We start from the raw sequence: 13,757 nt of genomic DNA on the forward strand, positions 1-13,757 counted from the left end.
GAGGTTTCCCTGTATTGTTAGGATATCTTTTAAAGCAGATATCTAAGGGATAGGGCAAAGGGGACTGGAAATGTTAGCACAAGAAATGGGTGTCATGTTCACCAAGCACGCGGATCAGATTACTTCCAAGCGTTGGGGTGAATTTATTCAACAATTGGAGGAAAAAGGACTGTACGTGCTCATCGAGACCGATACGATTGGAAGAGTGATGAGTCCTTTGGGCGGTTTGATGCCAATGCCGTGTAAAAGTGAGACGCTCCATATTCTAACCGCCGCTGAGCTGGAACAACGTGGTTTGCCGATCGGTCACCACATTGTTACCAAGAGCAAAGAAAAAGTAGCGAACCAGTAATAGTAAATCGAATAATCAGAGCAGCCTTTCCTACTCGGAAAGGTTTTTTGTTTGCCCAAGAAAGAGGGACCGTCAAATGCCTATGTGCATACGGTGATAGAAGGAGAACGTGTCTGTTTGCTCGTCCCAGGGAGTACGTGAGACGCATGGCAAACAGGCAACAGGAGGAGACAACAGCTATGACATACGGCAATACGCTGAGAAGATTGCAGGAAGTCCAGTTTGCACTCGTGGAGCTGCAGTTGTATTTGGACATGAATCCGGACGACCAGCGTGCCGTGAAGCAGTACAAAGAATTGTCCGAGCAGCTGAGGCAATTGAAACAAGCGTACGAAAAGGAGCGCGGACCGCTGATGCACTACGGCAACTCCTCGTCCCAAGACCGCTGGGTATGGCACAAGACACCGTGGCCATGGGAAATTGAGTATTGAGGAAGGGTGACAGGTGTATGTGGATCTATGAGAAAACATTAGAGATTCCCGTACGGGTGAGCAAACCGGATCTGCAAATGGCGAAATTCCTCATTACACAATATGGCGGGCCGGACGGGGAACTATCTGCTGCACTGCGTTATTTAAATCAGCGCTACACGATGCCAAACAAGAGGATCAAAGCGCTTTTGACAGACATCGGCACAGAAGAGCTGGGTCACATGGAGGTAATTGCTACACTTGTTTACAAGCTACTCAAAGACGCAACTCCTATACAGATGCGGGAAGCAGGGCTGGGGGCGCATTACGCCGACCACGACAAAGCTCTGTTCTACACGGACGCCAATGGTGTACCGTGGACAGCCGCCTACATTCAGACCAAGGGAGATCCGATTGCTGACCTGGCCGACAACATTGCTGCAGAGGAGAAAGCAAGGGCGACCTATCAATGGTTGATCAATCTCACAGATGACCCAGATGTGAGTCAGGTGCTGAAATATTTGCGTGGGCGAGAAATTGTTCACTCTCAACGCTTCCGTGAAGCTCTTTTTATGCTGGAAGAAGAAAATCGTGCAAACAAAGCAAAGAAGGAGGACGACTTGTGAACAGACGTCGGCCATTCAGCTATGATCCGCGATTTAGTTTTCCGTGGGGGCCGTTCTATCCACCAGGTCATGTCCCACAAAAAAAGAGCAGGGATGCCGTTGTCAAAGGACTGCGTCCAACGAACCGAAGTACGACAAGCCATCATCCGATTGCCCCGATAAACCCGTTTCCACCCGATCCTTACATCAACCAGTTAAAACTATCCGAGGCGCTACAGACAGGAACGTTATTTCAATGGCTGCATACTCCGTATGGGAATGAGCAAGGAGATGCTACCAAGGAAGTAAGCAAAGACTCGACGGAAAAGGAAACGAATGAAGCAGAGGACAGCCCGTCTAAAAAACCGGCACCGGGGTCCACGCCCTGAAAGGAGCACGTGGCATGGCAGGTTCATTCAAGCATTGGATTTCAAGAAGAAGTAGGGCGTTTTGACGCTGTGCTTCTTTTTGATGGTTGGAAAGATTCGTCTTGCGGTTGAATGCGACATTTCCCTACCTAGGTGGAAAACTTCAAGTGAAAGCCCAAATGAGACTTCAGGAAGTAATGCCCGTCCCCGCATTGGTGGAGACGGGTTTCGTTTTCTAACATTTACAATGCCTGTAGATATGCGCTACACTCAAAAGGAATTGATGAATCACTAACAAGAAAAAAAGGAGAGAACGACATGCCAAAAAAAGAGGCGACCTCAGTGAATCGCAAAGCGGAAATCGTTTCTGCGGCGATCGAAGTATTTGCGGAAAGCGGGTATTACCGAGCTACAACGGCGCATGTAGCAGAGCGCGCAAAAATATCGCAGCCGTATATTTTTCGGTTTTTTGCAACCAAGGAAGCGCTGTTGCTAGCAGCACTGGAAGTGTCCTGGACGAGAATCATCGATTCATTCCGGGGGGTTGTAACCTCCTCTTCTCCTGAACAGCTTGAATCTGATTTAATTGAGGCCTATGAGAAAATCTTGGAGTCTCACCGGAATGAGACCCTTCTCCAAATGCAGGCTCAGACCATTCAGGAAGAATCAATCCGAGAAGCCATGAGAGACGGATTCGGGGAAGTCCGCCATATCGTGCTTGAAGCGTTTCAGAAAGCAGGTATCCCAAACGCAGAAGAGAGAACGTTACTCTTTTTGGCAAGAGGGATGTTGTGCAATATCTCGATGGCATTGAACATGCCGGAACTGATGGAGGTGTAGGGTGGCGAAACAAGCCATCAAAATTAGTTATTGACTAATCACTAACAATATTTTATTCTCAAGTTAATTAGTGATTGATCAATCACGAATCATTTCAAAACAATCGAATGGAGCTGGTATCATTGAAACGAGCAATCGTAGTAGGAGCAACAGGTGGGACGGGAGCTGCTATCACGGCGGAATTGATCAAGCGGGGGATTCATACCATTGCCTTCGGCCGATCTCCTCAGAAGCTAGAGCAGCTGGCAGGAGAGTTGGGCAGTCCATCACATCTCACACTTGCTGTAGGTGATGCCTTCAAGCCGCAAGACATCGTGACAGCAGCGGATGATGCGGATGTTCTCTTTCATTGTGCGAACGTACCCTACAACGAAATGGCAGACAGACTGCTCCCCTTGGGTGAATCGGTCATGGAGGCAGCCAAGCAGAAGAATTTGAAGGTCGTTGCCATAGACGGCATTTATCCGTATGGAAGAAGGCAAATGGAAAAGGTGACCGAGGAGCATCCGAAGCAACCGCACACGAAGAAAGGAAAAGTCCGACTGGCATTCGAGCAGATGCTGTTTAGCAGCCGATGGAACAACGTGCAGACAATGATTGCTCGCTTGCCGGATTATTACGGACCGACAGCCAATCAAGGTTCGTATTTGGGATCGACACTGGGAGCGATCGCGGAAGGAAAACCCGCGTTTTTCATCGGTAACATGGTCATCCCTCGCGAGTATGTGTACTTGCCGGATGCAGCCATGATGGTGGTAGAGCTTGCAAGCAGAGAGCATGCTTATGGACAAAACTGGAATATTCCAGGTGCAGGGACGATCGCGGGCAGAGATATTGTTCGAATCGCTCGTAAAGCAAGTGGAAAAACGAAAACAGTCATCCCGCTTGGAAAGGTCGGACTTTCATTGCTCGGACTGTTTGTTCCGGTGATGAAGGAAGTTGTAGAGATGCTGTATCTGACTGAGGAGCCTTTACTTTTGAGTACGGAGAAATACAAGAGGGAGATTGGAGCCATTCCAGCTACATCATTTGAGGATGGGATATCGGCTACTATCCTCGCATTACAGAAACAACAAAAGAGGAAATCTTAATAAGTCGTAGTTAGTGATTAATCAATAACAAAAACGAAATACGTGATGTTGGAAATGTGTAAAATCATGGTATTCTGTAAAGGTGACAAGGCCACAATAAAAGCTCTGGGAAGGAGTGAGCAATTTGAACGCAAGTGATGTCAAATATGCAAACCTGATGAGAGGGCTTGCCTCATAGCTGGTAGAGACCTCTCGGCAGGTGGCGGGAGGAAATTGGGAAATGATGAATGTAGTCAGCATGGTAAAGGCGCTGGAATCACCAACCATCGCCCAGAGTTTCATGGCGTTATGGGAGCATGATGAAGGCTCGGTCCAATTTTGGCGGGCAAGCTCCAACTTCGTCTACGTGTGGAAAAGAGGTTATGACCGGTATTTTTTACGATTTTCCAATGCACGGGATCGCTCTCTGGAGCAAATTCAAGCTGAGATCCATTTCATGAAGTATTTGGGTGAACAAGGCTATCCTGTCGTCAGCCCGCTTCCTTCGAAAAACGGAAAGCTGATAGAAACCGTACAGGACCGCTCCGAATCTTATTTGGGCGTTGTATTTAGCCAGGCAGAGGGGATTTCACTCGATTGGGAAACGATGACGGACCAGCAGTGGGAGCAATGGGGGAGTTCGTTAGGTTCCTTGCATCAGCTGTCGAAAGGGTATCCAGCTTCACATGCGAAGCGTAACAGCTGGAAAGAAATCGGGGGATTCATGGAAGCTATCCTGGAGCGCCACCCTCTGGAGGTCGAGGCAAGAGTAGAACTGGCCCAGGTGAATGCATGGTTGCATTCGATGAGTAGCTCAAGTAATCAATACGGCCTCGTTCACTATGATTTTCAACTGGACAATGTGTTTTGGAATGAAGCGGATGCGACCTTTTCCGTCATTGACTTTGACGACTCCATGTATCACTGGTTTGCGATGGATCTCGTGAATGCTTTGGCAGACGTGAGAGAAGGGCAGGGCGATGAGGAAAAAATGGCTCTTTTCTTGAAAGGGTATCGATCCGTAAACGAAATAGATGAGGAGCAAATACAGCTGATGCCGAAGTTCGCAAGATTCGGGCAGCTCTATCAATTTACCAAACTATTGCAAGCGTTGGGAACAGAGACCGAGATTCAAATAGCCCCAGACTGGTACCATCGCTTGAGACAAAAACTCCAAGAGATTCTTACAGTAAGGCGAGAAGCCTTTCGCCGACCGTGGGAATAAAAGATGAGACGATCGGGCGTCATACGTGGCGCCTTTTCTATTTCATCACACTATGTAGAAGACATGGAAAAGGAATGACGAAGCGATGCCCAGGAAAAAAGAGATCATCATCAGATCTTATAGCGAAAAAGACGAAGGCGACATTCGCCAATACTGTTTACCTGAAGAACAGGCGATCTATACATCTTTACCAACAGACATCATCAAGACGGTTCAAGAAGATCTCCATAACCAGCCGTATGTCATCTATGCAGACGATCAATTGGTCGGTTGTTTTGTGCTGTACACGGCTCCATCAGGTAATGTGTACACGAGCAGTGAGTATGCCCTTATTTTTAAGTCATTTTCAATCGATGCCAGGCATCAAAAGAAAGGGTATGCCTACGAGACGCTGCGTTCACTGGGTGAAATCGCAAAGCAATCGTTTCCAGATAAAAATGAAATTCTTTTAACCGTCCACCACACCAACATCCCTGCCATAAATTTGTATCTGAAAGCGGGATTTGTAGATAAAGGGTTGAGATATGCGGGTACACATGGAGAAGAATTCATCATGCACCTGGAATGGAAAAAGGGGTGAGTACATGTCGGTCCCTTTGGCTTGTTTTTCGTAATTTTGTATGTACAGGTAGAAAATGCATCTAACCCGTCTCCTAATAAGGTGACGGGTTATTTTTAGCTTATAACTCTTGCAGATTCATCGGAAAGGTGCTGTGACAGTTCTACCGATGTCCCGAATGAGAACAGAAATATCTGCCCCCACATCTCTTACAGGGTGACCAGTTTGGGGGCTTGAATAGTTTTGTGAATAAATAGATTGAATTCGTCCGTGTAATTTTGCATCTGAAGTGACATGGACGTTTAAATTCGGTTCTGCCGATTTAACCGCATCGTGTACCTTCTTCTCTGTTTGCTTCATGTCTGATCCTTTTTTTACATCAATCCCCACTACTGCATCCTGTTTATTGACCACGGCAGTCGCTTTTGTGACACCATCAATTTTCTTTGTAACATGAACAATGTGATCAGCTACTTGTACATCATGGTGGGTAGACTGATTTGGGATGCCTTCATGCTGCTGTCCTGGAGTCATTTTTATATGGTTTGTAGGCGGAGCCACTTGTTTAACTCCACTTCTACCATACCCGCATCCAGAAAGAAGCGAAATCGCAGCGGTAACTGCAATCACCTTTGTCATGAGTCTATTTTGTATTTTTATCATAACTACACCTCCTACCCATAAGATGCGTTGTTATGAATAAAATAACTCAATGTGAACGGGGGTTAATATTTGGAAAAGATGACGCAGGGCATGGGGGGCAAGAAACAAAAATAAACGTGGGGGAGTTGTTCTTTATCAAAGTTATATAAAGGAAAAGCTGCAAGTGTCCAACCGTTATTGTGGAGATGGGGTTACAGGATGTGGCATAATATCATGATTATTTTATATAGTCGCATCAGCAAACACATCAATCCCAAGGAAATGTACCTTGGGAAATACCTTTAAGGGATTGGATGCACAATAGTATCAAAAGGCATATGCACATCAAAAATTGAGCGCAAGGAGAATCGCTATATTCTTTCTGATTGGTTTTGTGTTTTTTGAAGAAGACAAGGGGCTACATTGGGGGGAATTACTATATTATCTATTGTTTTAACATTAATTGGTTTATTCATCTTGCTTGTGTTAATCGGATACCTGTTATGGAGAAGTATTCGAAAATAGGAAATGCGTTCTATCTTTTTGCAAGAAAATGGGAAGTACGTATAAGTACTTCCCAACAACCTGAATCAAATTATGAAATGACACGTTTCGCAAACAAGTAATGCTCGAACCAATAATTTTGTTCGCGTTTATCATTCTTTATATCGCTGACAGTTACTCCAATTCCCTTCGCATAGGTATGGAGTACTTTTCCGTTCCCGATATAAATGTCAACGTGCCTAACTTTATTGAGGCCAATTCCACCCTGAAGGCACTTCCTGATTGGATTACTCCAGTATCCTACCAATCTTGGAGGAGAGAATTACCACAAAAATATTACCAGAGTTACGATTTTCTCTGGATGTATGTAAGATGACCATAAATATAGAGAGGAAATAAGATGAAAAACGTCAATCCCATGATCGCATCTTGTATGAAAGTAGACCCAATTGGAATGATGTGGGAGTAGAGGAGCGAAATCGCAAAATGTATACAACTAAGAAAAGAGATACAAACGACAATTTCTCTAACAATAGATAATCCTATTTTTTGCGGGTGTATGGCTCGAATCAGGGAAGTAAGATTAAACGTCAAGGATGTTATCTCAAAACATAGAATCCCCAGGATAATACCTGCAATACTATATCCCGGAATTCCTATGACAAAGAAATTGATCAAACTTGAAAAAATCGTGGCGAGAATAAGACCCTTTAACGGTTGCCCCTTCACATTCATTGTCCAGAGAATGGTAGTAGAAAGTTCTCTTAGACTTGCAAACAGTGGTGCCAAAGAAAGGTACTGGATAGGTTGTGCAAGTGATTCGTTCCCAATTACAAGAGTCGATATTGGATGGGAGTAGGCAACTAAAAAAAAGGAAGAGGACAATCCCCACAGTAAAGTCGTATTAAAGGCTACTTTAATCTTTTTGATAAATCCTGAAATATTTAAAGTCTCCCATGCTATGGTTAGCCTTGGTAACATAATGTGACTGATGGATCCTGTAATAAGTGTGGGTACAAAAACAACAGTAGCTACGATACCAAAGAATTTTCCATAAATCTCGGTTGCTTCTTGTACCGAATAACCAGCCAAAAAAAGCCGATTCGGTACGAGTATGGAATCGATAAAGTCGGAGGCTGGAAGAATGATTCGAGCCCCCATTATCGAGATACAAGACATGATGAATACGGGTATAGAAGTTGGCAGTGAATGATGATTCATCTGGACGGTTGGAAATGGGAGAAGCAAAGGAGCCAATAAAAATAAAAACGCGATGAAGGCTCCTAGTACAGCACCAAATAGTGCCCCTCCTACGGCTTCAGTAAGCCCTTTTTGCATCAGAAGACCAGTTAAAAAAACCATGGCTACTACACGGACGACTTGCTCAATCAGTTCTGACAAAGCTATATACGCGTAACGTTGTAAACCTTGCAGGAAACCCCTCATCAGGCTCAAAATGGGTACTAGTAAAATGGCTGGCGCCAGAAATTGAATGGGTCTAACAAGTCCCTTTTCTCCAAAAAGCTCCGCTACAAAAGGGGCGCAATAATAGGATAACAAACCCATACTGCTTCCGAGGATAGCAAGCAGGTACAATGAGAAGTGAAAAAGTTGTTTGCCTCTTTGAATGTCTTTTGCAGTTGCTAACGAGACGGCTGAAGCAAATCCTCCGGTTATAATAGTAATTAACAGACCGTAGTAAGCATAAGCCATTTGATAAAGTCCGATTCCTTCCGAACCCACTAAACGAAATAATGTAATTCGCCCCAAAGCACCGATCAGCTTCACAATGCTTAGGATACCAGACCGCAGAAAAAAGTCCTTCAGGAGTGGAGGTAGGTACACTTTCAACGCCCTCTTTACTTGGCTATTTCAACCATTTTATGAAAGAGGGCGGACAACTATGTAGGATCTCTTCTATTCTCCGATGCGGAACAAGAGAAACTTCGTATTTTTGTCCCAGCCTAAATCCCAGGGCACATGATATCGATCAGCAGTATGGGAATTTACCAGAATGTAGCCTTTGGAATCCTGTGCAGTTACAACAGAAAAATGGTCAATATCTCCCTTCATTTCATAGCCAATCACGTCTCCAGGCTTTAATTCAGCAAGCGCAGTGTTAGGAAATTTTTTCGTAGGCTTCGCTACCTGATCATAGGTGCCTCGAGCAATTAATGTGCCATAACCGCTACGGATTAAAAAGTTTTTGAGTGAATCAGTACGGACCCATGCTGTATTGCCACCTTGGTTGTATTTATATTTCCATTCAGGGCGCATGGGGAGACCTCCTCCCTCTTCTTGGTCTCCTAAAACTTGAGAGGTAAAATTGGTGCAATCTCCTCCCTGAAAAGAATAATCCATGTACTTTTGATTATATCGCTGATTGCTCCCCGTCTTGTTGGCGAGACCCGCATATTTATCCGCGTATTGAACTGCTTTTTCACGATTGTATTTCATTCTCCATTTCTGATTCGGAGCACTTCCTACCATTTCCATATCCGTTGATTGGAGAGATTTTGACGAGGGGATGAGTCCCGGGTTTTCGTCTAGTGGATCAAGGTACCATTCTTTTAGAACATGCCATTTTCCGTTATTCTTCTTGAGAGTTAAAACGTGTCTCGTGCCGACCCCCATCGTATGCTGTTCCTGACCCTGGTATTGGTATGTGAGTTGAAGGGATTGCATTACGGAAACCCGAGCTGTATCGCCCGTGTTCTTTATTCTGGTGATACGGATAACACCGGAGGAATTCACAAATTTTACTTTTCGCGCATGAGCCCATTTGTTCATGTAAATGGTTCTATTCTTTTCGTGCTCGAATGCAAGCTTGCTTAGTTTTTCTGTAGGTAAATAGAACGGCTGTACATTTTGATATTGTTTATCTACAAGCAGTTGAATACGTGCAGCAAATAACCGATGGAGGAAAGATTGTATGTCATCATTCTGATCGTCTAGAGCGAATGCTTGCATAGAGATCAGTAAGAACAAGTACGAAATGAATAAAATCTGGAAGAACCCCTTCACTTTCACTTGTTGTCCCTCCTACGGATGTTTGTGATTTTAATCCAGATATTTTCCCCTATTCGTATCCGCCCATAACTTATAATATTCAAGGCACCTTCACGCCATAATATGGTTAAGTCACAATGGAGGGCAAGCAGGATGAAAATGAAAATGATCGTTATCTCGCTTTGCACGGCGATTCTCGTCGTGGGAAGCGTACCCGTGATTGCCCGTGAAGAACGGAATCGACATTATTTCGAGGTTAGAGGAGAAGTTGTATGGGAGGTGCCTTCCAAAGAAAGTGTGATCGCTTTGACATTTGATGACGGTCCGGACCCCATATACACCCCGATGATCATGGACCTTTTAAACCAGTACAATGCTAAGGCAACCTTCTTTGCGGTTGGATCACGACTGGCAAAACATCCCGGGATCGGCAAAACGATTGTGGAACATGGCCACGAAATTGCAAACCATACATTTCATCATCCTAACTTCAAATCGATTTCGAAAGAAAAAATTGAAACTGAAATCAGACTTACTGAAGAGACCATCCTGAAGGCTACCGGAAAGCATCCTACACTATTTCGATCACCGGCTGGCATCTATAATGAAACGATTGTAAACACGGTAAAGAAGTGCGGTTATTTGATGATCATGTGGTCATGGCACCAGGATACTCGGGATTGGAGTAATCCAGGCGTGAACAAGATTGTAAATAAGGTGCTCCGGAATGCACGAAAAGGAGACATCGTCCTGTTTCACGATTATAGGGGAAATCAGACTGTGAAAGCCTTGCAAGTCATTTTGCCAGAATTGAAGAAACGGGGATACAGGTTTGTAACGGTATCAGAACTAGTACAGCTTCAGAAAATAAATCCTGTCAACAAACATCCAGCAAGCTTATATTTTCCGTTCCAATGTCATTTATAGATGGGATGTTTTGTTAGCTGGAATGTGATTAAGACAATTGCATGAAACGTCATCATCGGAAGGCACATATCCAAACGGATTTCTCAACATGGTTTTAATTGGAAGGAACGCACAAAAAGACGTGACGATGATGTAATCGTCACGTCTTTTTTGTTTATGACAAACTCTCTATCTAACGTCGTTCTCCTCCACAAGGGCCCAACACCTTGCTGTAACAAAAGCCCATCAATTACCAACCACCACTCATCACTTCCTGCGATTCGGGCATACAATCGGCCGGCATTTGCTCCATCATCTTCAAGAGGCGCTTTCTTTCCATTGTGGCGAGCGAAAATGCAAATAGACTCCAGCGATCAAGGAGAGAATGATCACAGTGACGGAGGTCCACTGAGCTGCCGTCCAATGAAACAGGTACCGGGGGGAGTCACCACGCAACAGCTCTAACAGGAAGCGTCCCAAGTTGTAGAGGATGTTGTAGGCGAGAAATAAATACCCGCGTTTGAGTTGTTTGCGCATGAGGATGAGGAGCAACGCAAAGATGATGATATCCATTTGCCCTTCCCATACTTCAGCAGGCCACAACGGTTGATCGCCGAAAGTAGCGCGAGCGTTCGTTCCTTCCGGGTACAAAATGCCGAAATTGCTTCCGGTCGGGTCTCCAAAGGCATCCCCGTTCATCAGGTTGGCATCTCGCCCAATGCTTTGCCCCAATATTAATCCAGGCGCACATAAATCAGCCAATTCCCAGAATGAGAGATTATGCTTACGGACGTACCAGATCCCAACCAGAATGGCCCCGACGATTCCCCCCTGAATGGACAGCCCACCGTGCCAAATCGCGATGATTTCCCCAGGATGCTTGGAGTAAAAATCCCAATCGAAGAAAAAGACGGCCCAAAAACGCGACCCGATGATAGCTCCAACCATCATGGGGACAAGCAGGTTCATGAGGTGATTGCCTAGCTCCTCTTTCTTTTGCAGCTTTGCTAAAGTGAGAGTCACGCCTACGCCCAGAGCGATCGCCAGTACAAAGATAAGGCTGTACGACCGTATAGGAAAAGAACCAATGTGTGCGAGATATTGATGCAAGGAAATCCCTTCTTTCTCTAAAAAGGTAGAGCTAACTTGTTCTCCATTCTTTTACGATTCGCGTAGTGGCACCGCTAATGATGGATAGTTACCTATATAACCATAACAGACTGTGCCCGTTTTCAACAGCTAGAAATAACCAGACATAGGGGGATCTGATCGGGCTACTCTGGTAAAAAAGTTTCGCTTAGTAAAAGGTAGCACAAAAGGAGAACGGCCCTTTCGCGGGTAGGAGCGAAAGAGCCGGTTTTTTTGTATGGCATCAATGAGAGCCTTGAGCAGGTTGTGGTTTTTTCTTGGGGATCCAGAAAGTGATGACCAAGCAAACGAGCGCTAAGGCAGTCACCAAGACAAAGTTTTGATGAATACCAGCAGCGAGTACGGCTGGTGGCACTTGAGCCCCTGCCTCCGAATGACTTGCGATCTGCTGGTTTAACATCGTTCCCATGACAGCGACACCAAATGTCTGTCCCAGCGTCCGTAAAAAGGTGTTGGACGAGGTAGCGACTCCGCGCAAGTTCCAGTCGACGGCAGATTGGACGACGATCGTAAATATGGTGATAGATAGACCAAAGCCAAGCCCCATAACGAAGACAATGCCCAGAATGACCCAAGGTGGAGTCGATATCGTGATGAAGGTCAGGCAAAAGGTTCCGATTACAAGAAAGAGAATGCCGAGAAACGAAATGGGTTTGGCGCCATAGCGAACGAGCAAGCGGCCACCAACCGTGGAACCGATCGGCCACCCGATAGACATCGGCATCAGGATCAAGCCCGAATAGATCGCGCCTTTTTCCAAGACGCCCTGGATCCACAAGGGGAGGTAAGCGGTGATGCCGATCAGGATAGCACTCGCCAGCAAAGAGATCAGATTCGGAAGCGATACTTCGCGAATACGAAACAGCTGGATCGGAATCATCGGCTCTGGGTGGCGTTTCTGAATCGCAAAAAACACGACTAAAAACACAACGGTCACAATCAAAAGCGTGAGTATCGGAGCTGAATTCCAAGCGTATTCATTGCCTCCAGACAGCAGCGCATAGAGTAGAGCAGTAGTACCGATGGTGAAGGTAATCGCTCCACCGTAATCGATTTTCCGTTTTCTTTTTTCCAGATTCTCATGCAGGTTTTTCGTAATCAACCAGATGGAGAGCAGTCCAAAAGGAATATTGATATAAAAGATCCAGTGCCAGCTTACATAATCTACGAAGAATCCTCCGACCAAGGGACCAAAGATTCCTGCGACCCCCCAGATGGAAGCAAAAAGACCTTGCACACGAGCACGTTCCTCAAACGTAAAAATGTCACCGATGATCGTAAAGGTAATCGGGACGACGGCACCCGCCCCAATTCCTTGAATCGCGCGGAAAAGAATCAATTGCTCCATGCTTTGTGAGAGACCGCATAGCATGGATCCTACCAAGAAAAGGGAGCACCCCACTAAAAATACTTTTTTCCGCCCGAACAGGTCAGCGATCTTTCCGAAAATAGGAGTGGTCACAGCGGATGTCAACAAGTAGACGGCGTACACCCAGCTGATGAGCTCCAAGCCTCCGAGTTTATTGACGATTGTCGGCATGGCTGTACTCACGATCGTTACTTCAATCGCGGAAAGAAAGGTAGCGATCAAGAGCGCAATCGTGATTTTTTTCTGATAAGCAGTCATTTTTTTCTACTCCCTCCCATCTACTTGCACCCGCAAGGAACGAGAAAGCCGTTCCAGCATCTCGTCCATCATTTCAAGCTCATCCTCACGAAAGTCTTGAAAGGTCACTTCATTGCTCTGGTGGGTTCGCGGCTGCATCATTTCTAACGTTTCTTTCCCTTTCTCCGTTATGCGAACCCGCGTCAGCCGCTTGTCTGTCGGATCGCTCCAGGTTGTGACCCAACCGCCTTTTCCCATGCGTTCGATGAGTCCCGTCATATTTTGTTTGGTGACGAGGGTCTCTTCACTTAGCTTGCTTAGCGTGATGCCTTCATTGCGAGAAATTATACCGAGCAACTGCCACTGTTGAACGCTAGATAATCCCGTTCCTTCCACCAACTTTAGGCCCATTCGGTTGATCAGGGCAGACAGGCGCAGCACGCTTAGGATAATGCTTACTTTTCCATCCACGATAGGTAATCTCCTTTGGAAATGGTCAACATATGGACTAT

Annotated in this window: 15 protein-coding genes; 9 read left to right on the top strand and 6 right to left on the bottom strand. The window is 45.5% G+C overall.

Features of this window, described 5'->3' with window-relative positions; all coding sequences use genetic code 11:
- The first annotated feature begins 70 nt into the window (after positions 1–70).
- The 8 genes from AN963_RS22780 to AN963_RS22815 all read left to right on the top strand — a co-directional run bounded on the left by AN963_RS22780 (position 71) and on the right by AN963_RS22815 (position 5,450).
- On the top strand, positions 71–352 hold the full coding sequence (locus AN963_RS22780) for a hypothetical protein (protein WP_055746843.1): 282 nt from the start codon (positions 71–73) through the stop codon (positions 350–352).
- Positions 353–498: 146 nt separating this feature from the next.
- Positions 499–783, top strand: a complete 285-nt coding sequence (locus tag AN963_RS22785; protein WP_327977405.1) for a spore coat protein CotJB — start codon at positions 499–501, stop codon at positions 781–783.
- A gap of 17 nt (positions 784–800) precedes the next feature.
- Positions 801–1,388 carry a manganese catalase family protein gene (locus AN963_RS22790; RefSeq protein WP_055746845.1) on the top strand — a complete coding sequence of 196 codons (588 nt, stop codon included), beginning with the start codon at positions 801–803 and terminating at the stop codon, positions 1,386–1,388.
- Entirely contained in the window at positions 1,385–1,756 is a 372-nt protein-coding gene (locus AN963_RS22795) for a hypothetical protein (protein ID WP_055746846.1), read from the top strand. The genes AN963_RS22790 and AN963_RS22795 overlap by 4 nt, the downstream gene beginning before the upstream one ends.
- Before the next feature lie 297 nt (positions 1,757–2,053).
- Positions 2,054–2,575: a TetR/AcrR family transcriptional regulator gene (locus AN963_RS22800; RefSeq protein ID WP_055746847.1), complete on the top strand. Its 522-nt coding sequence runs from the start codon at positions 2,054–2,056 to the stop codon at positions 2,573–2,575.
- Between the two features lie 122 nt (positions 2,576–2,697).
- Positions 2,698–3,666 carry an SDR family NAD(P)-dependent oxidoreductase gene (locus AN963_RS22805; protein ID WP_407922560.1) on the top strand — a complete coding sequence of 323 codons (969 nt, stop codon included), beginning with the start codon at positions 2,698–2,700 and terminating at the stop codon, positions 3,664–3,666.
- Between the two features lie 220 nt (positions 3,667–3,886).
- Positions 3,887–4,870, top strand: a complete 984-nt coding sequence (locus AN963_RS22810) for a phosphotransferase enzyme family protein (protein WP_055746848.1) — start codon at positions 3,887–3,889, stop codon at positions 4,868–4,870.
- A gap of 85 nt (positions 4,871–4,955) precedes the next feature.
- On the top strand, positions 4,956–5,450 hold the full coding sequence (locus AN963_RS22815) for a GNAT family N-acetyltransferase (protein ID WP_055746849.1): 495 nt from the start codon (positions 4,956–4,958) through the stop codon (positions 5,448–5,450).
- Positions 5,451–5,567: 117 nt separating this feature from the next.
- Here the strand turns inward: AN963_RS22815 and AN963_RS22820 are convergent, their stop codons facing one another.
- From AN963_RS22820 to AN963_RS22830, 3 genes are all read right to left on the bottom strand, one after another.
- Positions 5,568–6,092 carry a YhcN/YlaJ family sporulation lipoprotein gene (locus tag AN963_RS22820; RefSeq protein ID WP_055746850.1) on the bottom strand — a complete coding sequence of 175 codons (525 nt, stop codon included), beginning with the start codon at positions 6,090–6,092 and terminating at the stop codon, positions 5,568–5,570.
- Between the two features lie 828 nt (positions 6,093–6,920).
- Positions 6,921–8,420 carry an oligosaccharide flippase family protein gene (locus AN963_RS22825; RefSeq protein WP_055746851.1) on the bottom strand — a complete coding sequence of 500 codons (1,500 nt, stop codon included), beginning with the start codon at positions 8,418–8,420 and terminating at the stop codon, positions 6,921–6,923.
- A gap of 72 nt (positions 8,421–8,492) precedes the next feature.
- Positions 8,493–9,599, bottom strand: a complete 1,107-nt coding sequence (locus AN963_RS22830) for an amidase domain-containing protein (protein WP_236708063.1) — start codon at positions 9,597–9,599, stop codon at positions 8,493–8,495.
- A 138-nt stretch (positions 9,600–9,737) separates the two neighbouring features.
- Here AN963_RS22830 and AN963_RS22835 point away from each other — a divergent pair, with 138 nt between their 5' ends.
- On the top strand, positions 9,738–10,511 hold the full coding sequence (locus AN963_RS22835; protein ID WP_055746852.1) for a polysaccharide deacetylase family protein: 774 nt from the start codon (positions 9,738–9,740) through the stop codon (positions 10,509–10,511).
- 297 nt (positions 10,512–10,808) lie between these two features.
- On the opposite strand, the gene lgt is transcribed toward AN963_RS22835, so the two are convergent.
- The 3 genes from lgt to AN963_RS22850 form a co-directional block, all read right to left on the bottom strand.
- Positions 10,809–11,600, bottom strand: coding sequence for a prolipoprotein diacylglyceryl transferase (lgt, locus tag AN963_RS22840; protein ID WP_055746853.1), 792 nt, complete (start codon positions 11,598–11,600; stop codon positions 10,809–10,811).
- A gap of 262 nt (positions 11,601–11,862) precedes the next feature.
- Positions 11,863–13,266 carry an MDR family MFS transporter gene (locus AN963_RS22845; RefSeq protein WP_055746854.1) on the bottom strand — a complete coding sequence of 468 codons (1,404 nt, stop codon included), beginning with the start codon at positions 13,264–13,266 and terminating at the stop codon, positions 11,863–11,865.
- A 6-nt stretch (positions 13,267–13,272) separates the two neighbouring features.
- On the bottom strand, positions 13,273–13,716 hold the full coding sequence (locus tag AN963_RS22850; RefSeq protein ID WP_055746855.1) for a MarR family winged helix-turn-helix transcriptional regulator: 444 nt from the start codon (positions 13,714–13,716) through the stop codon (positions 13,273–13,275).
- Positions 13,717–13,757: the final 41 nt, after the last annotated feature.

Origin of the sequence: Brevibacillus choshinensis (assembly GCF_001420695.1) — a bacterium.
Taxonomy (GTDB): domain Bacteria; phylum Bacillota; class Bacilli; order Brevibacillales; family Brevibacillaceae; genus Brevibacillus; species Brevibacillus choshinensis.